21 protein-coding genes are annotated in these 21,564 nt (G+C 66.1%); 14 read left to right on the forward strand and 7 right to left on the reverse strand.

Annotated elements, in window-relative coordinates; all coding sequences use genetic code 11:
* Positions 1 to 18: 18 nt before the first annotated feature.
* The gene (locus ACAM55_RS06365; RefSeq protein ID WP_369655194.1) at positions 19 to 1,428 is read right to left on the reverse strand and encodes a PLP-dependent aminotransferase family protein; all 1,410 of its coding nucleotides are present in this window, start codon (positions 1,426 to 1,428) and stop codon (positions 19 to 21) included.
* A gap of 160 nt (positions 1,429 to 1,588) precedes the next feature.
* On the opposite strand from ACAM55_RS06365, the gene gabT reads away from it, so the two are divergent.
* From gabT to ACAM55_RS06405, 8 genes are all read left to right on the forward strand, one after another.
* The gene (gene gabT, locus ACAM55_RS06370) at positions 1,589 to 2,881 is read left to right on the forward strand and encodes a 4-aminobutyrate--2-oxoglutarate transaminase (protein WP_369655195.1); all 1,293 of its coding nucleotides are present in this window, start codon (positions 1,589 to 1,591) and stop codon (positions 2,879 to 2,881) included.
* A gap of 25 nt (positions 2,882 to 2,906) precedes the next feature.
* Complete coding sequence (locus ACAM55_RS06375) at positions 2,907 to 4,004, forward strand: ABC transporter ATP-binding protein (protein WP_369655196.1); 1,098 nt, start codon at positions 2,907 to 2,909, stop codon at positions 4,002 to 4,004.
* Positions 4,005 to 4,053: 49 nt separating this feature from the next.
* Positions 4,054 to 5,082, forward strand: coding sequence for an ABC transporter substrate-binding protein (locus ACAM55_RS06380; protein WP_369655197.1), 1,029 nt, complete (start codon positions 4,054 to 4,056; stop codon positions 5,080 to 5,082).
* Positions 5,083 to 5,096: 14 nt separating this feature from the next.
* Positions 5,097 to 6,356 carry an ABC transporter permease gene (locus ACAM55_RS06385; RefSeq protein ID WP_369655198.1) on the forward strand — a complete coding sequence of 420 codons (1,260 nt, stop codon included), beginning with the start codon at positions 5,097 to 5,099 and terminating at the stop codon, positions 6,354 to 6,356.
* Between the two features lie 22 nt (positions 6,357 to 6,378).
* Complete coding sequence (locus ACAM55_RS06390) at positions 6,379 to 7,197, forward strand: ABC transporter permease (protein ID WP_369655199.1); 819 nt, start codon at positions 6,379 to 6,381, stop codon at positions 7,195 to 7,197.
* Complete coding sequence (gene speB, locus ACAM55_RS06395) at positions 7,173 to 8,168, forward strand: agmatinase (protein ID WP_369655200.1); 996 nt, start codon at positions 7,173 to 7,175, stop codon at positions 8,166 to 8,168. Before ACAM55_RS06390 ends, speB begins: the two co-directional genes overlap by 25 nt.
* 52 nt (positions 8,169 to 8,220) lie before the next feature.
* Positions 8,221 to 9,699, forward strand: a complete 1,479-nt coding sequence (locus ACAM55_RS06400; RefSeq protein ID WP_369655201.1) for an NAD-dependent succinate-semialdehyde dehydrogenase — start codon at positions 8,221 to 8,223, stop codon at positions 9,697 to 9,699.
* Between the two features lie 126 nt (positions 9,700 to 9,825).
* Positions 9,826 to 10,263 (forward strand): DUF4019 domain-containing protein, encoded by a 438-nt coding sequence (locus ACAM55_RS06405; protein WP_369655202.1) that lies wholly within the window; start codon positions 9,826 to 9,828, stop codon positions 10,261 to 10,263.
* 24 nt (positions 10,264 to 10,287) lie between these two features.
* Here ACAM55_RS06405 and ACAM55_RS06410 read toward each other — a convergent pair whose 3' ends face one another.
* On the reverse strand, positions 10,288 to 11,004 hold the full coding sequence (locus ACAM55_RS06410) for a response regulator transcription factor (protein ID WP_369655203.1): 717 nt from the start codon (positions 11,002 to 11,004) through the stop codon (positions 10,288 to 10,290).
* Between the two features lie 71 nt (positions 11,005 to 11,075).
* On the opposite strand from ACAM55_RS06410, the gene ACAM55_RS06415 reads away from it, so the two are divergent.
* From ACAM55_RS06415 to ACAM55_RS06425, 3 genes are all read left to right on the forward strand, one after another.
* Entirely contained in the window at positions 11,076 to 11,723 is a 648-nt protein-coding gene (locus ACAM55_RS06415) for an OmpA family protein (protein WP_369655204.1), read from the forward strand.
* 134 nt (positions 11,724 to 11,857) lie between these two features.
* Positions 11,858 to 12,103, forward strand: a complete 246-nt coding sequence (locus ACAM55_RS06420) for a GlsB/YeaQ/YmgE family stress response membrane protein (protein ID WP_369655205.1) — start codon at positions 11,858 to 11,860, stop codon at positions 12,101 to 12,103.
* A 32-nt stretch (positions 12,104 to 12,135) separates the two neighbouring features.
* Entirely contained in the window at positions 12,136 to 12,768 is a 633-nt protein-coding gene (locus ACAM55_RS06425; RefSeq protein ID WP_369655206.1) for an OmpA family protein, read from the forward strand.
* A 12-nt stretch (positions 12,769 to 12,780) separates the two neighbouring features.
* Here the strand turns inward: ACAM55_RS06425 and ACAM55_RS06430 are convergent, their stop codons facing one another.
* From ACAM55_RS06430 to ACAM55_RS06445, 4 genes are all read right to left on the reverse strand, one after another.
* A complete protein-coding gene (locus tag ACAM55_RS06430; RefSeq protein WP_369655207.1) occupies positions 12,781 to 14,076 on the reverse strand; it encodes an ArgE/DapE family deacylase in 1,296 nt (431 codons plus the stop codon).
* 82 nt (positions 14,077 to 14,158) lie between these two features.
* Complete coding sequence (locus ACAM55_RS06435) at positions 14,159 to 16,231, reverse strand: TonB-dependent siderophore receptor (protein ID WP_369656346.1); 2,073 nt, start codon at positions 16,229 to 16,231, stop codon at positions 14,159 to 14,161.
* A 251-nt stretch (positions 16,232 to 16,482) separates the two neighbouring features.
* Positions 16,483 to 16,869 carry a RidA family protein gene (locus ACAM55_RS06440; RefSeq protein WP_369655208.1) on the reverse strand — a complete coding sequence of 129 codons (387 nt, stop codon included), beginning with the start codon at positions 16,867 to 16,869 and terminating at the stop codon, positions 16,483 to 16,485.
* Between the two features lie 8 nt (positions 16,870 to 16,877).
* Positions 16,878 to 18,020, reverse strand: coding sequence for a DSD1 family PLP-dependent enzyme (locus tag ACAM55_RS06445; protein ID WP_369655209.1), 1,143 nt, complete (start codon positions 18,018 to 18,020; stop codon positions 16,878 to 16,880).
* Between the two features lie 70 nt (positions 18,021 to 18,090).
* On the opposite strand from ACAM55_RS06445, the gene ACAM55_RS06450 reads away from it, so the two are divergent.
* Both ACAM55_RS06450 and ACAM55_RS06455 read left to right on the forward strand, forming a co-directional pair.
* Positions 18,091 to 19,035 (forward strand): LysR family transcriptional regulator, encoded by a 945-nt coding sequence (locus ACAM55_RS06450; protein WP_369655210.1) that lies wholly within the window; start codon positions 18,091 to 18,093, stop codon positions 19,033 to 19,035.
* A gap of 184 nt (positions 19,036 to 19,219) precedes the next feature.
* Entirely contained in the window at positions 19,220 to 19,804 is a 585-nt protein-coding gene (locus ACAM55_RS06455) for a YSC84-related protein (protein ID WP_369655211.1), read from the forward strand.
* 24 nt (positions 19,805 to 19,828) lie between these two features.
* Here the strand turns inward: ACAM55_RS06455 and ACAM55_RS06460 are convergent, their stop codons facing one another.
* Complete coding sequence (locus tag ACAM55_RS06460) at positions 19,829 to 20,680, reverse strand: plasmid replication/partition related protein (protein ID WP_369655212.1); 852 nt, start codon at positions 20,678 to 20,680, stop codon at positions 19,829 to 19,831.
* 306 nt (positions 20,681 to 20,986) lie between these two features.
* Between ACAM55_RS06460 and ACAM55_RS06465 the strand changes: the two genes are divergently transcribed.
* A complete protein-coding gene (locus ACAM55_RS06465) occupies positions 20,987 to 21,532 on the forward strand; it encodes a sigma-70 family RNA polymerase sigma factor (protein ID WP_369655213.1) in 546 nt (181 codons plus the stop codon).
* Positions 21,533 to 21,564: the final 32 nt, after the last annotated feature.

Here is a 21,564-nt window from a genome sequence, read left to right on the forward strand (position 1 = left end):
CATTCGAGCAGCCCCGCCTCACTCCCCTTTGCGCTCCTCGATGCTGCGCGCGAGAAACTGCCAAAGACGCTCGTCCTCGCTGAAGGCCACGTTGAAGCGCAGCCACCCGGTGGGGCGGGGGTTCACCAGAAACAACTGCCCTGGGCCGAGCATGATTCCCTCCATGGCCGCGAGCCGCGACAAGTCCGCGGCATCGGTGATGTCCGGATGGCGCGCCCACAGGTACAAGCCTGCCGCGGGCTCGTGAAAAAGCTCGAAGCCCTGGGCTTCCAATCGCCTTGCCACATTCGAATGCGCCTGCGCGAGCCGTTCGCGCAGCGACTTCAGGTGCTTGCGCCAGCGCCCGTCGGTCACGGCGCCAAAGACCAGCCGCTCGGTGATGTCCGACGAGGTGAGCCCCGAGACCATCTTCAACTGGGCCAGGTCTTCCATCAACCCGGGCTGCGCCACCACGTAGCCGACCCGCAGATTCGGTGAGATGGTCTTGGAAAAACTGCCGACGTAGATCACCTGGCGCAACTGGCTGAGGCTCGCCAGCGAGGGGCGCGACGAGGCGTCCATGTCGGCGTAGATGTCGTTCTCGACCAGCATGAACTGATGCTCCTGCGCGAGCTGGAGCAGGCGCACGAGCTGCGGCATCGACGCCAGCGAGCAGGTCGGGCTCTGCAGCCGCGGCTGCGTGAAGAAGGCCTTGGGCCGGTGGAGCGCCAGCAGCGCTTCCAGCGCGGGCAGGTCGTAGCCGGTGGGCGTGCGCGGCACACCGATGATGTGCACGCCGAGAAAGCGCAGCATGAACATCAGGTTGGGATAGCCGGGATCGTCCACCAGCACATCGTCGCCCGGTTTCAGCAACTGGCGCGCCACCAGGTCGAGCGCCTGGCTCGAGCCCTGGGTGAGCAGCACCTGGCCCGCCTCGACCGCGATCTGCCGTTCGACGAGCGAATCGGCCACCGCCATGCGCAGCGCCATGTGCCCGAAGGGCAGGCCGTAGCCGCCGATGTCGGTGCCGCCCGCGGCGAGGCTGCGCAGGCTGCGGCGCATGCCGTCCTCGAACAGCCAGTCGTGCGGCAGCCATCCGCAGCCCGGCTTGAGCGGCAGGTTGCGGTTCTCAAAGATCTGCCGCAGATACCAGCGCGCATCGAAGCGCGGGTCGGGCTGCGGCACCGTGGGCCCGCTCCCGGGGGCGTCGTCGCTTCGCCGCTTGACGAAGAAACCCGCATTGGCCCGCGACACCAGGAGGCCCTGCGCCACCAGCCGGTCGTAGGCCTCGACCACCGTGAAGACGCTGACGCCATGCGCCGCGGCAAAGGCCCGGATCGAGGGCAGCTTGCTGTCGGGCTTGAGTTTCTGGGCACCGATCAGCCCGCGGAGTCCCTCCACGATCTGACTCACGAGCGGAGTCGGCTGTTCGGGGTGAAGAATGAGCATCGCGAGTATCCCGGCAGGCCGATCTGCACCATATTGAGGAAAGTATGTACAGGATACAAGACCAGCACAGTCCGCAAAATCATCGCTTCCGTTGTACATGGTCGGCTCTGGAGCTGAAATCTAAAGTGCCTGCTTCTTCATTCAGGCACAGGTCGAATCCATGCAGCGCGAACCCCATCTCAGCAACGCCGCCCTCATGGCCCGCCGCAGCGCGGCAGTGGCACGCGGTGTAGGCCAGGCCCATGAAATTTTTGTCAGCCGCGCCGCCAACGCCGAGATCTGGGACGTCGAGGGCCGCCGCTATATCGACTTTGCCGGCGGCATCGCGGTCCTGAACACCGGCCACTGCCATCCGGAGATCAGCGCCGCCGTCAAGGCGCAGGTCGATCTCTATTCGCACACCTGCTTCCAGGTGGTGGCGTACGAACCCTACGTGGAACTTGCCGAGCGCCTGAACGCGCTGGCGCCAGGCGAATTCGCAAAGAAATCGATCTTCCTGAGCACCGGCGCCGAGGCGGTCGAAAACGCGGTGAAGATTGCCCGCGCCTACACGCGCCGGCCGGGCGTCATTGCCTTTACGGGCGGTTACCACGGCCGCACGATGATGACGCTGGGCCTGACCGGCAAGGTCGCGCCCTACAAGGTCGGCTTTGGCCCGTTCCCGGGCGAGGTGTTCCATGCGCTCTACCCGAACGCGCTGCACGGCGTGAGCGTGGACGACGCCTTGCACTCGGTTGAGCTGCTGTTCAAGAACGACATCGAGCCCGAGCGCGTGGCGGCCTTCATCCTGGAGCCGGTGCAAGGGGAGGGCGGCTTCTACGTGGCGCCCAACGACTTCATCGAAGGCCTGCGCGCGCTGGCGGACCGCCACGGCATCCTCATCATTGCCGACGAAGTGCAGACCGGCGCCGGCCGCACCGGCACCTGGTTTGCCAGCGAGCAATGGCCCGTGGCGCCCGACCTGATCACCACCGCCAAGTCGATGGCGGGCGGTTTTCCTATCTCCGGCGTGGTGGGCCGCGCCGAGGTGATGGACGCGCCCGCGCCCGGCGGCCTGGGCGGCACCTATGCCGGCAGCCCCATCGGCTGCGCCGCGGCGCTGGCGGTGCTCAAGGTGTTCGACGACGAGCAGTTGCTTGCGCGCAGCCGGGCGCTGGGCGAGCGGCTCACGGCCGGCCTGCGCCGCATCGCGGCCGGCGAGCCGGCCATCGGCGACGTGCGGGGGCTCGGTGCCATGGTGGCCATCGAGCTGTTCGAAGAGGGCGACACCGCGCGGCCCGATGCCGCGCTGACCCGAAAGGTGGTGGCGGAAGCCGCGCGGCGCGGGTTAATCCTGCTGTCATGCGGCACCTACGGCAATGTAATTCGCGTGCTGGTGCCGCTGACGGCATCCGACTTGCTTGTGGACGAAGGCCTGGCGCTTCTCGCGGACAGCTTCGCCGCGCTGCGCTGAACGGTCCCTTTTCTTGAGCTCCTCCATGACCACAGCAGAACCCTTGGTGCGTTTCCAGCGCGTCCAGAAAACCTACGACGGTGAACACCTGGTGGTGCGCCAGCTCGACCTGGACATCCACCGCGGCGAGTTCCTGAGCCTGCTCGGGCCCTCGGGGTCGGGCAAGACCACCACGCTGATGATGCTGGCCGGCTTCGAGTCGCCCACCTCCGGCGAGATCCTGCTCGACGGCAAGCCGATCACCGGCACGCCGCCGCACAAGCGGCACTTCGGCATGGTGTTCCAGAACTACGCGCTGTTTCCGCACCTGAGCGTGGGCCAGAACGTGGCCTATCCGCTCACCGTGCGCAAGGTGTCCAAGGACGAGCAGCAGCGCCGCGTGCAGCGCGCGCTCGACATGGTGCAGCTGCGCGGCATGACCGACCGCCTGCCCGGCCAGCTCTCGGGCGGCCAGCAGCAGCGTGTGGCGCTGGCGCGCGCGCTGGTGTTCGAACCCCAGCTGGTGCTCATGGACGAGCCGCTCGGCGCGCTCGACAAGCAGCTGCGCGAGCACATGCAGATCGAGCTCAAGGACCTGCATCGCCAGCTCGGCGTGACCTTCGTCTACGTGACGCACGACCAGGGCGAGGCGCTCACCATGAGCGACCGCGTGGCGGTGTTCAACGAAGGCGTGATCCAGCAGCTGGACACCGTCGGCCGTCTCTACGAGACGCCGTCCAACCGTTTCGTGGCCGGTTTCGTCGGCGACAACACCGTGCTCAAGGGGCAGCTGAGCCGGGGCGGCGAGCAGGCCGAAATGACGCTGCCCGATGGCCGCGTGCTGCATGGGCTCAACGTCAGCGGCGCGGCCGCGGGCTCTGCCGTCGAGGCCTGTATCCGACCCGAGCGCGTGGTGCTGCACCGCCGGCCGGATGCGCAGGGCGCCAACATGCTCGCCGCCGTGGTGGCGCGCGTCATCTACTTCGGCGATCACCTGCGGCTGCTTTGCAGCGTGGGCGGCGGCCAGGCCGAGGCCACCGTGAAGCTGCCGCTGACCGGCGCGGGCGGCACCGCCACGCCGCAGGCCGGCGAATCGGTGGCGCTCGAATTTCCGGTTGCGCATGCGCGCATGTATGCGCTCTGAACCCATCTGTTTTCTCGTTCCCCGTTCATCACCCAGGACTACATCCACCATGAAAAAGTCTCTCATCGCCTGCACCGTCGCCGCCAGCTTCGCGCTGCCTGCATTCGCCCAGCAGCAGCTCACCGTGGTCAACTTCGGTGGGGCCAACGCCAACGCGCAGAAGAAGGCCTACTACGAGCCCTACGAGAAGACCGGCACCAAGATCATTCCGGTCGAATACAACGGTGAACAGGCCAAGATCAAGGCCATGGTCGAGACCAAGAAGGTCACCTGGGACGTGGTCGAGGTCGAATCGCCCGACGCCGCGCGCGGCTGCGACGAAGGCCTGTTCGAGAAGCTCGACTATTCGAAGATCGGCAACAAGGCCGACTTCCTGCCGGCCGCGGTCACCGATTGCGGCGTGGGCCTGTTCGTGTGGTCGACCGTGATGGCCTACAACGGCGAAAAGCTCAAGACCGCGCCCACCAGCTGGGCCGACTTCTGGGACGTGAAGAAGATTCCGGGCAAGCGCGGCATGCGCAAGGGCGCGCGCTACAACCTCGAGTTCGCGCTCATGGCCGACGGCGTGAAGCCCGCCGACGTGTACAAGGTGCTGGGCACCAAGGAAGGCGCCGACCGCGCGTTCAAGAAGCTCACCGAACTCAAGCCCAACATCCAGTGGTGGGAAGCCGGCGCCCAGCCGCCGCAGTTCCTGGTGGCCGGCGACGTGGTGCTGACCACCGTGTACAACGGCCGCATCGACGCGGCCAACCGCGAAGGCCGCGACCTCAAGATCTACTGGCCCGGCGGCATCTACGACCTCGATTACCTGGTGATTCCGAAGGGCGCGCCGAACAAGGAGGCTTCGCTGAAGTACATCCAGTTCGCGATGCAGCCGGCCAACCAGACGGTCTATGCCCAGAACATCGCCTACGGCCCGACCAACACCAAGGCCCTGGCTGCGCTCAGCCCCAAGGTGCTGGCCGACCTGCCGACCTCGGCAGCCAACGCCAAGGACGCGCTGCAGTTCAACGTCGGCTTCTGGGCTGACCAGGGCGAGGCGCTCGAGAAGCGCTTCGCGTCCTGGGCCACGCAGTAAGCAGGCAAGAGACGATGCACGCGGCAATGTCTGTCCCCCAGGTCTTGGCAGAAGCGGCGCCGCCCGGCGAGCTCCGGCGTGCGCTGGCGCGCGCCGAGTCGCGCCGCAAGTGGCGCGCCTTTGCGCTCACGCTGCCGCTGCTGGTCTTCCTGCTGCTGACGCTGCTGGTGCCCATCGTGGCACTGCTGCAGCGCGCGGTCGAGAACCCCGAGGTGGCCAACGCGCTGCCGCGCACCGTGCGCGCGCTCGATGGCTGGAACCGCAAGGAGGCGCCCGCGCCCGCGGCCTATGCCGCCATCGCGGCCGACCTCGGCCAACTGCCCGACAGCTCCGATGCGGGCGCGCTGGCGCGCCGCCTCAACACCGAGATCGCGGGCGCCCGCTCGCTCGTGATGGGCGCCTTCCGGGCGCTGCCCATTGCCGGCACGCCGGAAGAAATCAAGGCGCGCATGTTGGAACTCGATCCGCGCTGGGGCGAGGCGCCGTTCTGGCAGGCCATCGCCAAGAACGGTTCGCGCTGGACGCCCGACTACCTGCTCGCCTCGGTCGACCTGCGGCGCGATGTGGCGGGCGAGGTGGAGCGCATGCCCGCCGACCAGCGCGCCTTTGCCGGCATCCTTCTGCGCACCTTCAACATCAGCGCCGTGGTCACCTTCTTCTGCCTGCTGCTGGCCTATCCGCTGGCCTGGTGGCTGTCGACGCTGCCTGCGCGCAAGGCCAACGTGCTGATGATCCTGGTGCTGGTGCCGTTCTGGACTTCCATCCTGGTGCGCGTGGCCGCATGGATCGTGCTGCTGCAGTCCGAAGGCCTGGTCAACCGCGGCCTCATGGGCATCGGCCTGATCGACCAGCCGCTGGCGCTACTGTTCAACCGCACCGGCGTGATCATCGCGATGGTGCACATCCTGCTGCCTTTCATGATCCTGCCGCTCTACAGCGTCATGAAGAGCGTGCCGCCCACCTACCTGCGCGCCGCAGTCTCGCTGGGCAGCTCGCCGCTGGCAGCTTTCTTTCGCGTGTATGTGCCGCAGACCTATCCCGGCATCGGCGCCGGCGCGCTGCTGGTGTTCATCCTGGCCATCGGCTACTACGTGACGCCCGCGCTGCTGGGCGGCGCAGACGACCAGATGCTGAGCTACTACATCGCGCGCTACACCAATGTGGAAATCAACTGGGGCATGGCCTGCGCGCTGGGCGCCGTGCTGCTCGTCGCCACGCTGGTGCTGTATGCCGTGTACCGCCGCATCGGCAAGGCCGAGCTGAGCCTCGGCTGAACGGCACGAAAGGCAAACAAGCATGCTGAAGCTTCCCCAATTCCCTGCCTATGCCACCTTTGCCGACAAGCTCGGCTGGTGGCTGGTGCGCGGCGGCTGTGTCGCGGTGCTGGCCTTCTTGCTGGCGCCCATCCTGGTGGTGATTCCGCTGTCGTTTTCCGACAGTTCCTTTCTGGCCTACCCGATCCCGGGCTGGTCGCTCAAGTGGTATCGCAACCTGTTCGAGTCGCCCGAGTGGGCGCGCGCGGCGCGCAACAGCTTCATCGTCGCGCCGGCTGCCACGGTGCTGGCCACCGTGCTGGGCACGCTGGCGGCGGTGGGCTTGTCGCGCACGAACTTCGCGTTCAAGGGCTTGCTCATGAGCGTGCTGATTTCGCCGATGGTGGTGCCCATCGTGGTGGTGGGGGTTGCCACCTACCTCTACTTCGCGCCCATCGGCCTGGCCGACACCTACTTCGGGCTCATCGTGGTGCATGCGGCGCTCGGCGCACCTTTTGTGCTGACAACCGTGCTCGCCACGCTGGCCGGCTTCAACCACAACCTGGTGCGCGCATCGCTGAGCCTGGGCGAGACACCGTTCAGGACCTTCATGCGCATCACGCTGCCGGTGATTGCGCCGGGCGTGATCTCGGGTGCGCTGTTCGCCTTTGCCACCTCTTTCGACGAAGTGGTGGTCACGCTGTTCCTCGCAGGGCCCGACCAGGTCACGCTGCCGCGCCAGATGTTCACCGGCATCCGCGAGAACATCTCGCCCACCATCGCCGCCGTGGCAACGCTGCTCATCATCTTCACCACCACGCTGCTGCTCGCGCTCGAATGGCTGCGCGGCCGGCGGCGCTGAGCCGGTACGCAATGACGGCCGCCACCACACCAAACCAGCCGCTCGGCGGCAACGAAATGCCGCGCTTTGCCGGCCCCGGCACGATGATGCGGTTGCCCGTTGCAACGTCTGCACAGGGGCTGGATGCGGTATTCATCGGCGTGCCGCTGGACATCGGCACCTCCAACCGCCCGGGCGCGCGTTTCGGGCCGCGCCAGATACGCGCCGAATCGGCACTGCTGCGCCCCTACAACATGGCGACCGGTGCGGCGCCGTTCGATCGGCTGAACGTGGCCGACCTGGGCGATGTGCCCATCAATACCTATTCGCTCGAAAAATCGCTAGCCATCATCTCGTCCTTCTACGACACGGTGCTGGCCGCCGGCTGCGCGCCGCTCACGCTGGGCGGCGACCACACCATTGCGCTGCCCATCCTGCGCGCGCTGGCGCGCCGGCACGGGCCGGTCGCGCTGGTGCATGTCGATGCGCATGCGGACGTGAACGACGACATGTTCGGCGAGCGCATCGCGCACGGCACCCCGTTCCGCCGTGCCGTCGAAGAAGGCCTGCTGGCCTCTGACAAGGTCTGGCAGATCGGCCTGCGCGGCACCGGCTATGCCGCCGACGATTTCGACTGGCCGCGCGAACAGGGCTTCACCGTGGTGCAGGCCCACGAGGTCTGGTACCAGTCGCTGGCCCCGCTGATGGCGCAGGTGCGCGAGCGCATCGGCCCGGCGCATCCGGTCTACATCAGCTTCGACATCGACGGCATCGATCCTTCATTCGCCGGTGGCACCGGCACGCCCGAGATCGGCGGACTCACCGTGCCGCAGGCACTGGAGATCGTGCGCGGCTGCCGCGGCCTGAACGTGGTGGGCGCCGACCTGGTGGAAGTCAGCCCGCCCTACGACCCCAGCGGAAACACCGCGCTGCTCGGCGCCAATCTTCTCTACGAGATGCTTTGCGTGCTCCCCGGCGTGCCCTACCGCTGACGCATGTGACCGGCCTGGCCAGCCTGTTTTTTTCCCGAGACAACAGAACGCCATGAACATGAAGACATCCCCCCTCGCATTGCTGAACGACCCGAGCCTGCTCAAGACCGATGCGCTGATCGCCGGCGAATGGATCACGGGCGCGAGCCGATTCGATGTGAACGACCCGGCTACCGGCCAGAAGCTGGCCGACGTCGCCAACCTCGCGCGCACGGACGCGGCCATGGCGATTGCCGCCGCCAACCAGGCGCTCGCGGCCTGGCGCGGCAAGACCGGCAAGGAGCGCAGCATCGTTTTGCGCAAGTGGTTCGACCTGCTGATCGCCAACACCGAAGACCTGGGCCGCCTGATGACCGCCGAGCAGGGCAAGCCTTTTGCCGAGGCCAAGGGCGAGGTGGCCTACGGCGCCAGCTTCATCGAGTGGTTTGCCGAAGAAGCCAAGCGCGTGAACGGCGAGGTGCTGCCCCAGTTCGACAACAACCGGCGCCTCCTGGTGATGAAGCAGGCCATCGGCGTGTGCGCGGCCATCACGCCGTGGAATTTTCCGCTCGCCATGATCACTCGCAAGGTGGCACCGGCGCTCGCCGCCGGATGCACCGTCGTCATCAAGCCCGCCGAACTCACGCCACTCACCGCACTGGCCGCGGCCGAGCTGGCGGTGCGCGCGGGCATTCCAGCGGGCGTGCTCAACGTGCTCACGGCCGACAGCCAGAACAGCATCGCCATCGGCAAGGAGCTGTGCGAGAGCGACGTCGTGCGCCACCTGAGCTTCACCGGCTCCACCGAAGTCGGCCGCATTCTCATGAGCCAGTGCGCGCCCACGGTCAAGAAGCTGTCGCTCGAACTCGGCGGCAACGCCCCCTTCCTGGTGTTCGACGATGCCGACGTGGATTCGGCGGTCGAAGGCGCCATCGCCAGCAAATACCGCAACGCGGGCCAGACCTGCGTGTGCGCGAACCGGCTGTATGTGCAAGACGGCATCTACGACAGCTTCGTCGAGAAATTCGCGGCCAAGGTCAAGGCGCTCAAGGTCGGCAACGGCTTCGAGGAAGGCGTGATGCAAGGCCCGCTGATCGAGGATGCGGCCATCGACAAGGTGCAGCGCCACGTCGACGATGCCGTGGCCAAGGGCGGCAAGGTGATGGCGGGCGGACGCAAGATCGGCGGCCAGTTCTTCGAGCCCACCGTGATCGCCGAGGCCACGCCCGACATGCTCTGCGCGCGCGAGGAAACCTTCGGCCCCTTCGCGCCCGTGTTCCGCTTCAAGACCGAGCAGGACGCCATCGACGCCGCCAACAACACCGAGTTCGGACTCGCCAGCTATTTCTACACCCGCGACGTGGGCCGCATCTTCCGCGTGGCCGAGGCGCTGGAGTACGGCATGGTCGGCATCAATGCCGGCGTGATCGCCACCGAGCACGTGCCCTTCGGCGGCGTGAAGCAGTCGGGCCTGGGCCGCGAGGGCTCGCACCATGGCATGGACGACTACGTCGAGATCAAGTATCTCTGCCTGGGCGACATCCGGAAATAAGGGCGCCGCAAGTGCGCATTAGTCCGTGCTTTTTGGATCCGATGGCCCTCGAATCTGACAAATTCTCGCAAAACTCTTTCGCGCAAGAGGAGGAGACGGCAGTATTCGCTGCAAAGGAGTCCCCTCATGAAAATCAGACCGATTGCCGCCTGCCTATTGACGCTTGCCACCTGTTGCACTGCGGCTTCCGCTCAAGACGTGGACCCCGGGGCGCTGGTGAAGGCCGCGCAAGCCACAGTCCAGCAAATCGATGAAGGGCGCGCCGCATCCGTGTGGGATGGCATGTCCGCTGCGGTCAAGCAGCGCGTCTCGCGAAAGGACTTCACGGAGGCAATCACGCGCTCGCGCCAGTCCTTGGGTACCCCGGGTGTTCGCTACTGGGTCACGGTCTCGCGCCAGCAGGCAGCAGGCACGGCGTCCATTCCGGCAGGGATGTACAGCAGCGTCGAGTTCGAGTCGTTGGTGGGGGGAACCAAGACCGTGCGCGAGCTGGTGTCATTCCGGTTCGATGAGGACAACACATGGCGTGCGAGTGGCTACACCGTGCGCAGCGACGCCCGCTAGCAGCGCGACAGCCTCGCCCATCGTTCACGCAAGGCTGCTCGCTTCGGTGTCGACAGCCTCGAGACAATAGCCCTGGCCGTAGACAGCGGCGAGCCGGTAGCCGCTATCCGGGCGCAGCTGGAGCGCCGCGCGCACGCGCGAGACGTGCGTGTCCAGGGAGCGCGACATATGCTCGGTCTCCATGGCGCTGCTGATGCCCCAGACGGACTCCAGCAAATACCGTCGCGAGAGCACGCGCCCCATGTTGCGGAACAGGAGGAGCGCGAGGTTGTATTGCTTCTGCGTCAGGACCACCGGCACACCATCCATTTCCAGGCGCTGGCGCGAGGGCAGGAAGTGGTAGCGGCCCCAGGTCTGGTCATCGGGCGGCTGCTGTGTGTAGGCGCGCCGCATGAGGGCGCAAACTCGCGCGGCGAGTTCGCCCGCCCGGATCGGACTCACGATGATGTCGTCCGCGCCTGCGGCCAGGCCTTCCACGATGTCCTCCTCTTCATGCCGTTGGGTCATCAGGAGCATCGGCACGCGATCTTTCAACGTGGTGCGGGCCCATCGCGCAAACTCCGGTCCGGTGGTGTCCGGCAATTGCCAGTCCAGCACCAGGAGATCGAAGGTTTCTCGCAGCTGCTCGCGCTGCAGTGCGCTGCCCCGGGTGAAAGCCTGGCAGTCATGCCCGAGGGGTCGGAGAATGCTCGAGATCAGGGCAAGCTCCTCGCCATCGCCGTCCAGTACTGCAATTCGCATCGCTTGTGTCCTCAGAGATCCGGCGAGCTGGACAGCCACACGTCGAGCAGCTGGGCCGCATCGGTCCGGGCATGAGCAAGAACCAGGTTCGCGAACTCATCAGCTATCCGCATTTCAGCGAGGGCCTGTTCGGTCCGCGCGAGTGGAACTACATCTTCAACTTTCGCACGGGCAAGGGACACGAGTTCATCACCTGCCAGTACATGGTGCATTTCGACAAGGACATGAAGAGCCAGGACTTCCACTGGAAGGGGCCGGACTGCGAGGCGATGCTGAAGCCGCCTGCTCCTGTGGCAATGGCGGCCGCGCCCGCCCCCGTCATGCACAAGCGCATCACCTTGAGCGCGGATGCTCTTTTCGCGTTCGACCGGTCGGACGCCAGTGACATGTTGCCCAAGGGCCGCGCCGAACTGGATGAGCTTGCCCGGGCCCTGCTTCGGCAAGGGGTGGAAGTTCAAAGCCTGCAGATCACCGGCCACGCCGATCGGCTTGGCAGCCAGGCCTACAACCAGGAGCTGGCGCTTCGCCGCGCAGGCACGGTACGCGACTACCTGAAAGCAGCGGGTCTTCGGGTGCCCATGCAGGTCGGCTCCAGCGGTGCGCGTGAGCCCGTGACCATGAATTGCAAGGGCACGGCGCGCACGCCCGAACTGATCGCATGCTTGCAGCCGGATCGCCGGGTGGTGGTGGACATCACCGGCCAGGCGCCATCGAAGTGATGCACTGCGAACAAGAAATTCTTCTGCAAAGAGCAATAAATCACAGGCTGATTGCGCCATTGTTTTTTCGTGAACGCGTGGCGACTACGCTTGCCGCTTCATGGCCGCATCGGCCTATTCAAGGGAGTAGATAAATGAGTTTGCTGTGGTTTCTCGTTGTGGGTCTGGTCGCTGGCTGGCTAGCCGGCGTGCTCGTCAAGGGCGGTGGCTTCGGCCTCATCGGCGATCTTGTCGTTGGCGTGATCGGCGCCGTCTTCGGCGGCTTCATGTTCAGTACGTTTGGCGTCTCCAGTGGCGGCGGTCTGGTCGGCAGCCTCGTCGTGGCAACCGCGGGTGCCGTGGTGCTGCTGATCATCGTTCGCCTCGTCAAGCGCGCATAGCGCGGGCGCTGCGCATCTCAATCGGAGGATCTATGAACATCAAACTGGCTTCGCTGGCAATGGCCACGGCACTCGTCGCGGGTTGCGCGACCGAGCAGGGAACCCATACGGCCGTGGGCACGGGCGCAGGTGCTGTCGTCGGTGCGGGTGTCGGCAACCTGATGGGCCACAACAAGAAGAGCACGGCCATCGGTGCGGCAGTCGGCGCTGCGGTGGGCGCGGGCGTGGGCTACAACTGGGGAGCGATCCGCAACAAGTTGTCCGGCCAGACGGCAGGCACCGGCACACAGATCACCGAGCAGCCGGACGGCTCGCTGAAGGTCAATATTCCCAGCCAGGTGACTTTCGACAGCGACAGCGCCACCATCAAGCCTTCGTTTCGAAGCGTGCTGGACGGCGTGGCCCAGACCATCGCCCAGGAGCCGGGCATCAACGCCCAAGTGGTCGGGCATACCGACAGCACTGGCAACCCGGACCACAACATGACGCTGTCGCAGCGTCGGGCACAGAGCGTGGGAAGCTATCTGGCAGACCGCGGCGTAGCGAAAACACGCCTCACTACCGAGGGGCGGGGCCAGACCCAGCAAGTGGCAAGCAATGCAACTGAAGAGGGACGCATGCAGAACCGGCGTGTCGAAATCTTCTTGAAACCAGTTGCGCGATAGATCACAGCCAGGTCACGCGGTGCGATTGACGCCGCACCAGCCGGCCATGAACACCGCCAGCACGGCGGTCACCTGCATCAGGCTGTCGATGGAAACCCACTCATCGATGCCGTGGATGCTGGAGCCCGTCGGGCCGTAGCAGACGGCAGGGGTCTGGCCGTAGATGTTGAAGAACTTCGCATCGGTCGTGCCCGTGAAGGCCCGGGGCTCCAGCGGCTCGCCGACGATGTCCTGGTAGCACTTCGAAAGCTCGGTCACGATCGGCGAATCGAGGTCGAGATCGAAGCCGTCGGCCTGGAAGCCTTCATAGATCAGCTTGTAGCTGAGGCTCTCGCGGGCCGGATGTGCGGCATAGGCCGAAGCCAGCGCGGCTTCGACTTCGGCCTTGGCCCGGGCCACGTTCATGTCGGGATAAAAGCCGATGCGAATGTCGCTGCGGCAGGCCGAGGGCACCGACGAGGCCCATTCGCCACCCTCTATCTTTCCAAGATTGAAGTTGACCGGATGCGCGTGGTGCGCATAGCTGCGGTAGCGGTTGGCAGGTTCGTTCCAGCGCTGCTCCAGCTTCTTGAGTTCCGAAAAAAGATAAAGCGAAAAATCGATGGCGCCGACGCCGGTCTGCGCCACCGAGGCATGCACCGGCTTGCCCAGCACTTCGAGCGCGAACCACAGCACGCCCATCTGGCAGGTCGTCACGCCGCCGAGCGGCTCCGGAATGATGGCTGCGTCGGCGCGATAACCCTCGACCAGGCAGGCCAGTGCGCCGTTGCCCGTGCACTCTTCTTCGACCACCGACTGGAAGTACACCGGCGACGCCGGTTCCAGCCCCAGGGATTGCAGCGCCGCATAGGCCATGGTGTACGCGGCAATGCCCGCCTTCATGTCGGCCGAGCCGCGGCCGTAGAGCCGGTCCCCCTCGATCACCGGCTGAAAAGGCGGATGCTTCCAGAGCACTTCGGCGCCGGTCGGCACCACGTCGATATGGCCGTTGAAGATCAGCGAGCGGCCTTTGTGCGGCCCGTCGGGCTGATGAATGCCGACGACGTTGGTGCGCCCCTGGTAGGGAACGATGGAGGGAGAGTAGCCCGGATGCTGCCGGATCTTTTGCTCGTCGATCTCGAACTGGTGGACGCGCAGCCCCAGGCTCGCGAAGGTCTCCGCCATGAAGGCCTGCGCGCTTTGTTCATGCCCGAGCAGCGAAGGGTGCGCGACGAGTTCTTCGAGCATTCGAACCGCCCGCCCGCGCAACGCATGGGCGGCTTCCACGATGGTGGTTTCGCTGATCGGGGCTTCAGTGGGATGGGGCATGGCGTCCGGAGCGCGGGCTCAGGCAGTTTGGAAGGAAGGTGCTCATTCTTCCATCCCGCCGGGCAGCGCGCCGCGATGACGCCTAGAAATCGAGCTTGGCGCTCAGGCTGAACGTGCGCGGGTCGCCGGGCTTGATGTAGTTGTCGTACTGGTATTCCCAGTAGCGCCTGTTCGTCAGGTTGTTCACCGCCACGCGGAAGGTGGTGTCATGGCCGTTGATGCGCGTGGCGTAGCTCGCACCGATGTTGGCGATGGCGTAGCCCGGAAGCCTCAGCTGGTTGGACGCATTCAGCATCGTGCTGCCCGTGTACTTGGCGTCGGCCGACAGCTTCAGCCCCGGCACCTGCGGCACCGCGTACGACACCTGCGCCGTGGCCACGAAATTCGGCGCGCCCGCCACGCGGTTGCCGGTGTTGTCGCTGCCGCGCCTGTACGAAGCATCGAGGAACATCAGGTTGGCGCCGACCTGCCACTGCGATCCCAGGCGCGTGGAGGCACCGAGTTCGAGGCCCTGGTAGATGGACTGGCCGTCCTGCACCAGCGCGTTGGCGCTGTTGGCGTACTCGGCGCCGCGCTCGATGCGGAACAGCGCGGCCGTGGCGCTCCAGCGCTCGCGGTCGGTCTTGATGCCCAGCTCGTACTGCTTGCTCTTGAGCGGCTTGAGCAACTCGCCGTTGTTCGCGTAGAGGCTGCTGACGGAGCTGCCTTGCTCGAGCGATTCGACATAGCTCGTGTAGAGCGTGGTGTCGGGCGCGGGCTTGAACATCAGCGCCAGCGTCGGCGTCAGCACGCCCTTCTTGCCGTATTCCGAGGTCTTGATGCCGTCGGTGCCGTACCCGCTCTGTTCGTAGTTGGTGCTGCGCAGGCCGGCCAGCACCGACCAGCGGTCCGACAGCTTGAGGGTGTCGCTCGCGAAGATTGCGCGTTGCGTGATGTCGCTGTTGCGGTAGAGCCTGAGGTCGGTCGTGCTGGCGTAGGCATTGGTGTTCTGCCCAAAGATGCTGCCGGTGCCGATCCATTGGTAGACGCTGTTGCCGCTGTAGTCGTTCACCTGCTTCTGCCACGACGCGCCGAGCGTCAGCTGGTGTTCGATCGACCCCGTGCGCAGCCTGCCCTCGGCCATGGCCTGCCACTGGTCGAAGCGATGGCCTTCGCGCGTGTCGGAGCGGTAGTCGTCGTAGTTGCCGCTGGCATCCTGCAGATAAAGAATGCCTTCGTTGCGGCTGCGCTTGGAGGTGCTGTGGCTGTAGCTGGTGCTCAGGGTCCAGTCGGGTGTCAGCTTGTACTGGAGCCCAGTCGAGTAGAGCTGCAGATCGGTGGTGAGGTGCTGCCCCGGGCCCAGGAGCCGCTGGTCGTCGCCGCGCACGGCGGTGGGCAGGCGGCTGCCGGTATAGGCGCTGGTGGAGATCGATGGGGTCTGGTCGGTCGACTTGCGCTTCTGGTACAGCGCGTCGAAGTTCCAGGTCAAGTCGCGCGTCAGCCTGGCGTCGAGCGCGAGCGACACCGAATCGCGGCGGATGCCGCCGTCGTTGAAGGTCTTGCCTTCTTCATGCGTGGCGTTGAGCCGGTAGCCGAACCGGTCGTCGGCGCCGAAGCGTCCGCCCAGGTCGACATGTTCGCTCCACACGCTGTTGGATTTGTAGCCGAGCTCGATGCTTCGCAGCGGCCGGTCCGTCGGCTTCTTGGTCACGTAGTTGACGATGCCGCCCGGCGATCCGAAGCCGTACATGAAGCCGGACGATCCCTTGAGCAGCTCGATCTGCTCGAAGTGCTCGTAGGGCAGGGTGATGGCATAGCTCAGGAAGGGCTTGCCGTCCATCCGGTAGCCGTTCTGCCAGTCCAGCGGCAGGCCCCGCACGGTGATGTAGCTGGCCCAGCTGCTGTAGGCGCCGCTGTTGTCCGACACCGAGGCATCGAGTGCGAACACGTCCCCCAGCTTGGACACCTGGCGCTCCGCCAGGTCTTCGCTCTTGACCACGGTGGTGGAGAAAGGCGTCTCGAGCTGGCTGCGTGCGCCGAGGGCGCCGCTGCTCACCTTGGCGCCGAGGTGCTGCGGCGTTTCTTCCGCCGCCGTGGCGGTGACTGTCGGCAGCGCCGCGGCCTTGTCCGTGGCTTCCTGGGCGTAGGCGCGCCCGCCTTGCGTGGCGGCGCACAGAACCAGCAGCGTGGCGCCGGTGCCGAGGCTGAGAGTCGATTTCCGGAAAGGAGGAAGGGAGGGGGTTCCTGGTGCAAGGCGGGCGCCGGCGCGGGCCGTGCCCTTGGATCTTGAGGTCGACAACACGTGCTATCTCTAAAAGTAAATAGCAATCATTATCAATTAGGAATTGGGAGATATCTTGCAGAACTTTCGATTTGCCCGGGTTTCTTGCGCGCAAGTCAGCAATGCGGCGGCGCCGCCCGCAACGTTCAGCCCAGCGCGACGGCCTCCACCTCGACCTTGAGGCCGAAGTGCAGTGGCCCCGTCGGCACGATGGCGCGCGAGGGCCGGGCATCGCCGGCCCACTCGGCATAGATCGCATTGAAGGCCGGCCAGTTCTCGATCGCGTCGAGATAGACGCGCACTTGTACCAGGCGATCGATGCCGCTTCCGGCGGCCACCAATGCCGCCTTCACGTTGTCCAGCACCTGGCGCGTCTGCTGTTCGAAGGAAGCCTCCGCAAGCCGGGTGCCGTCGGGCGCGATGGGCAATTGCCCGGAGACGAAGACGAAGCCGTTGGCCACGGTGGCGTGGCTGTAGTGTCCGCCCGGTGCGGCAAGGGCCGCCGGCGCAAGGGGTTGAATGCTGCTGCTCATGGTTTCTCTTACCAGCCGTGAAGCCGGCTCCAGGTTGCCAGCGTTCCGTCCTGCGCCAGCGCGTGGTACTCGGGAAACTGGGCGCCCGTGGCGCAGGCGTGGTTGGGCAGGATGCGAAGCTGTGTGCCGATCGGAAAGCGCGCTGCAATGTCCGCGTCGGGCATGCCTTTGCGCGACAGGATGCCGTGCTCCTGGTTGGCGCCGCTCAGCACATAGCCTTCGAGCACCGTGCCGTCGATGCCGCAAGCCTGGCCGTAGCCGTAGTCGCGCTTCTGCTTCTGCGTGCCGCGGTCCCGGCTCATCGCCATCCAGCCCGCATCCACGATGGCCCAGCCCTTGTCGGCCTGGTGGCCGATGACGGTGGTCAGCACGCTGAGCGCGATGTCCGACGTGTCGCAGACGCCGATGTTCTTCATCACCAGGTCGAACAGCACGTAGACGCCGGCGCGCACTTCGGTCACGCCGTCCAGTTGCTCTGCCGACAGCGCGGTGGGTGTGGAGCCGACGCTGACCACGGGGCAGGGCAGGCCGGCCGCGCGCAGGCGCTCGGCCGCATGCACGCAGCCCGCGCGCTCCTGTTCCGCCATGGCGGCCAGCGCGTCGGGCGTGTCGAGGTCATAGCTGGAACCCGCATGCGTGAGCACGCCGCCGAGCCGCATGCCGCCCGCATGCAAGGTGCGTCCCACCTCGAGCAGCGCCGCCTCGTCGGGCTTGATGCCGGAGCGGTGGCCGTCGGTGTCGATCTCGATCCAGACTTCGAACGCCTCTCCATGCGCGCGGCCGAACTCGGCGATGACGGCGGCCGAGGCCGCGCTGTCGGTGATGATCTTCAGGTCGCAGCCCTTGCGCCGCAAGGCAAGCGCCTGCGGCAGACGTTGCTGCGCCATGCCGACCGCATACAGGATGTCCGTGATGCCGTCTGCAAAGAATTGCTCGGCCTCCTTGAGCGTGGAAACGGTGATGCCCTGGGCGCCTGCGGCAAGCTGCGCGCGCACGACCGGCGTGCATTTGGTGGTCTTCACGTGCGGGCGAAAGCGCTTGGAGAGCGCGTTCATGCGCGCCTGCATGCGGTCGATGTTGTGCTGCATGCGCGGCAGGTCGATGAGGGCGGCCGGCGTGTCGAGCGCCGCGAGGTGCGATGGTGTGTGCATGGGCCGACTGTAGGGATTCGAGGGGCTTGCATGGTTTAATGAAACTGCATCAATCGTTAAGCCCAGCTGAATGCTCCGCATCGAAGACCTCCAGCTCGCCGTCGCGCTGGCGCAGGCGCCCTCGTTGAGCGCCGCCGCGCGGGCGCTCAACGTCACGCCGCCCGCGCTGTCGATGCGGTTGCGCAAGCTCGAGTCCACACTCGACTTGGCGCTGGCGGTCCGTACCGCAAGGCGCCTCCGCCTGACGCCCGAAGGCGAACGCTTCGCCCGCGAAGCGGCGGCCTTGCTGGCGGGCCTCGAGGCGCTGCCACAGTCGTTCCAGCGCAACGACCGCAAGCTGACCGGAACACTGCGCATCGCGGCGCCGTTCGGCTACGGAAGGCAGCGCATCGCGCCCATGCTGGCGCGCTTTGCGCGGCTGCACCCTTCGCTCGGGCTGCAGCTCGATTTGAGAGAAACCCCTTGGCCCGACCGGCACGATTCCGACGTGGTGATCCACATCGGCGTGGTGCGCGATTCGTCGTGGGTTGCGCGCACGCTGGCATTCAACGAGCGCTGGCTGTGCGCGAGCCCTGGCTATCTGCGCACGCACGGAGCACCGCAGGAGCCGCGCGATCTGCTGAAGCACTGCTGCATCAGCATCCGCGAGAACGAGGAGGACGTGACGCTGTGGCATTTCCATCGTCCGGCGGCGGTTGCGGCCCAGGCGGCGGATGCGGCGCAGCGGCAGAAGGCACGCGAAACGGTGCGCATCGTGCCGGCCTACACCTGCAATGACGGCACGGTGGCGCGCGAATGGGCGGAGCAAGGGCTCGGCCTCGTGCTGCGCTCCGAGTGGGACGCTGCCGAGTCGATCGCCCAAGGCACCCTGGTGCGCGTTCTGGACGATTGGGAATTGGACAGCGCCCCGGTCACTGCGCTGGTGCCCACGCGCCAGGGCCGCACGGCGCGCGTGCAGGCGCTCCTCCAGTTTTTCGAGAAGTCGCTTGGGAAGCCGCCGGCAATGCGGCGCTGAAGCAAGCACTGTTCTGCATCGGCCTGCTGGCCGGGCGGGGTTCTTCGAGAGCGCGACTTCACGTAGGCCGATTCCGCAAGTCGATTCCCACAGGACTTTCCGGAACTAGCATGAGTCGAACAGCAGGCCGCCGAGCAGCGTGAAAACACTCGGCCTTTATCGTTCACTTGCAAAGGAGAGCGCCATGCGATCCATTCATCTCCGCAGTCTTGCTCTCGCGTGTGCCGTCGCAGTCGGTGGCATCGCGGTCGTGGGCTGCACCACCACGCGGCCCCAGGACCAGGCCAGCAGCGCATCGTCGCGCGCTTCGATCGACGCCCAGGTCGACGCCGCATTGTCCAAGCTGTACGAGTCCGCCAGGGGCTCGCGCGAACTGGTTGCCTCGTCGAAGGGCGTGCTGGTGTTTCCCGCCGTGGTCGGGGCCAGCATGGGCATTGGCGCCGAGTACGGCCGCGGCGCGCTGCGCGCGGGCGGACGCACGCAGGCCTACTACAGCACCACTGCGGGCTCGATCGGCTTCCAGGCCGGCGCGCAATCGAAGGCGGTGATCTACGTGTTCACCACCCAGGCCGCGCTCGACAAGTTCCGCAGCAGCAAGGGATGGACGGCCGGCGCCGATGCCACGGTGGCCGCCGCGACCTTCGGCGCCAACGGCAGCATCGACACCAACACGATCCAGCAGCCCGTGGTCGGCTTCGTGCTGACCAATGTCGGCCTCGAAGCCGGCGTCTCCATCTCGGGCGCGAAGATCAGCGAGATCCGGCTGTAGCCGCCAGTCGACCTGGCAGGCGGGTCAGTTCACGAGTTGCGCTTCCAGCTCGGCGATTTGCCTGCGCAGGGCGTCGTTCTCGGCCGTCAATTCGGCCACGCGCTGCTCCAGCAGTTGCACAACGTCGGACTGCTTTGCGGGCTGATCGACCGGATTTGATTCCGCGGATTCGGCCGGCTCTTCGCGAGGCTTGCGCCTGGCTTCGCGAACGCGCTTGGCGGCCTGCCTGAGTTCGTCCTTGCCCGCGTTGGCCGCGGAAACCTGCTCTTCGGCGGGCAGGCTGGCCACGGCCGCGGCCGTGTTGATGGAGATCACGCCGGACTTCACGGCCGCCACCAGTTCAGGCGCGGCCTGCTTCTGGATCTTCTCGATCATCACGACCTGGTTGCTGCTCAGGCGTGCGGCACGGGCAATGGCTTCGCGGCTGCGGAGAGGCGCGGGCGGGGGCAGGGCAGGGGCGTTGTCCGCGGACGGTCCGGCTGCGGGCGGGTCGGCATCGAATGGCGCATCGTCGTCGTGCGATGGCGCCGTCTCGGCCAATGCGCGTGCGCGGCGCTCGTCGACGATGTCTTTCTTGCGCAGCGCCAGCACGCCGCGCAGGAAATCGGAGATGCTGCGCCGGCCCAGGTGCTGGTCGATCATCCAGAGGTGCACGTCCTCGATGGTCTTGAAGCGTGTGTTCTGCACCGTCTGGAATGGCAGGCCGTGCTTCTGGCAGATGCCGTAGCGGTTGTGGCCGTCCACCAGCACGTCGCCCCACAGCACCAGCGCGTCGCGGCAGCCTTCGGTGAGGATGCTGCGTTCCAGCGCCTCGTGTTCCTCCGGAGTCAATGGATCGATATAGGCTTTGAGTTCTTCGTTGACGACGATGTTCATGAGGGAGGGATCGGGGAAAGGGGCGAAATTCTAGATGCGCGCGCGTCGCCATCATCCTTCTGTCATGCGGCCGTCCCACCATCGGCGAACGTTTGGTTGCCTGATTTCCTCACGCCGGCTGTCTCGCTTTGGCGTGCTCAAACGTCTACTGGGTATGGAGCATGAAGGGGTTGGGAAATGGAGCTTTTTCGTATCCACAAGTAGTAATAATTCTCATTTGTATTGAGCAGTTCAGGAGTACGTCTTCATGTTCACAGGTCTTCACCTTCGCCGACGTTCTTCCGGGCGGTCTGCGCCCCGCCTCGCATGATGAGAGAACCCATCGACATGGCGCTGCATCTGCCCGAACCCACGCTCGCGGAGGTCTTCATCGCGAACCGTCCGCAGCTGCTGCGCGTGGCGCGAAGGATCGTCCGCACTGCGGAGCTCGCCGACGATGTCATGCAGGACGCCTACCTGAAGATTGCCGACGGCCCCTGCGTGCGCAAGGCCGACCGGCCCATCGGCTATTGCTGCCAGGTGGTGCGCAACGTCGCGCTCGACTGCTGCCGGCGCCACACGGTCGAGGCCAGCTACCGCACCTTCGATATCGACGTCGAGACACTGGACGTGGCCGGCGCTCCTGCGCCGGACCGCCTGATGCGCGAGCGCCAGGCGATCCATGCGATCGACAAGGTGCTGGCAGCGTTGCCCGCGCGAACGCGGCTGGTGTTCGAGCTCTACCGGCTCGAAGGCCTCACGCAGCGCGAGATTGCGCTGCGCCTGGGTTGCGCGCTCGGCCTGGTGAACGGGCTCATCGCCGAAGCGGCGCAGGCGATCAAGGAATGCGGCCGCCTGCTCGAGGACGACTGAACGCGGCCGGACGCGCGCGGGATTGGTGTAAG

It is taken from the genome of Variovorax sp. V213 (assembly GCF_041154455.1).
Classification (GTDB): domain Bacteria; phylum Pseudomonadota; class Gammaproteobacteria; order Burkholderiales; family Burkholderiaceae_C; genus Variovorax.

Bases quoted from the DNA above. Each gene is read 5' to 3' on its own strand.
- ACAM55_RS06365 (WP_369655194.1), bottom strand. From the start codon at position 1,428: ATGCTCATTCTTCACCCCGAACAGCCGACTCCGCTCGTGAGTCAGATC.
- gabT (WP_369655195.1), top strand. From the start codon at position 1,589: ATGCAGCGCGAACCCCATCTCAGCAACGCCGCCCTCATGGCCCGCCGC.
- ACAM55_RS06375 (WP_369655196.1), top strand. From the start codon at position 2,907: ATGACCACAGCAGAACCCTTGGTGCGTTTCCAGCGCGTCCAGAAAACC.
- ACAM55_RS06380 (WP_369655197.1), top strand. From the start codon at position 4,054: ATGAAAAAGTCTCTCATCGCCTGCACCGTCGCCGCCAGCTTCGCGCTG.
- ACAM55_RS06385 (WP_369655198.1), top strand. From the start codon at position 5,097: ATGCACGCGGCAATGTCTGTCCCCCAGGTCTTGGCAGAAGCGGCGCCG.
- ACAM55_RS06390 (WP_369655199.1), top strand. From the start codon at position 6,379: ATGCTGAAGCTTCCCCAATTCCCTGCCTATGCCACCTTTGCCGACAAG.
- speB (WP_369655200.1), top strand. From the start codon at position 7,173: ATGGCTGCGCGGCCGGCGGCGCTGAGCCGGTACGCAATGACGGCCGCC.
- ACAM55_RS06400 (WP_369655201.1), top strand. From the start codon at position 8,221: ATGAACATGAAGACATCCCCCCTCGCATTGCTGAACGACCCGAGCCTG.
- ACAM55_RS06405 (WP_369655202.1), top strand. From the start codon at position 9,826: ATGAAAATCAGACCGATTGCCGCCTGCCTATTGACGCTTGCCACCTGT.
- ACAM55_RS06410 (WP_369655203.1), bottom strand. From the start codon at position 11,004: ATGCGAATTGCAGTACTGGACGGCGATGGCGAGGAGCTTGCCCTGATC.
- ACAM55_RS06415 (WP_369655204.1), top strand. From the start codon at position 11,076: ATGAGCAAGAACCAGGTTCGCGAACTCATCAGCTATCCGCATTTCAGC.
- ACAM55_RS06420 (WP_369655205.1), top strand. From the start codon at position 11,858: ATGAGTTTGCTGTGGTTTCTCGTTGTGGGTCTGGTCGCTGGCTGGCTA.
- ACAM55_RS06425 (WP_369655206.1), top strand. From the start codon at position 12,136: ATGAACATCAAACTGGCTTCGCTGGCAATGGCCACGGCACTCGTCGCG.
- ACAM55_RS06430 (WP_369655207.1), bottom strand. From the start codon at position 14,076: ATGCCCCATCCCACTGAAGCCCCGATCAGCGAAACCACCATCGTGGAA.
- ACAM55_RS06440 (WP_369655208.1), bottom strand. From the start codon at position 16,869: ATGAGCAGCAGCATTCAACCCCTTGCGCCGGCGGCCCTTGCCGCACCG.
- ACAM55_RS06445 (WP_369655209.1), bottom strand. From the start codon at position 18,020: ATGCACACACCATCGCACCTCGCGGCGCTCGACACGCCGGCCGCCCTC.
- ACAM55_RS06450 (WP_369655210.1), top strand. From the start codon at position 18,091: ATGCTCCGCATCGAAGACCTCCAGCTCGCCGTCGCGCTGGCGCAGGCG.
- ACAM55_RS06455 (WP_369655211.1), top strand. From the start codon at position 19,220: ATGCGATCCATTCATCTCCGCAGTCTTGCTCTCGCGTGTGCCGTCGCA.
- ACAM55_RS06460 (WP_369655212.1), bottom strand. From the start codon at position 20,680: ATGAACATCGTCGTCAACGAAGAACTCAAAGCCTATATCGATCCATTG.
- ACAM55_RS06465 (WP_369655213.1), top strand. From the start codon at position 20,987: ATGATGAGAGAACCCATCGACATGGCGCTGCATCTGCCCGAACCCACG.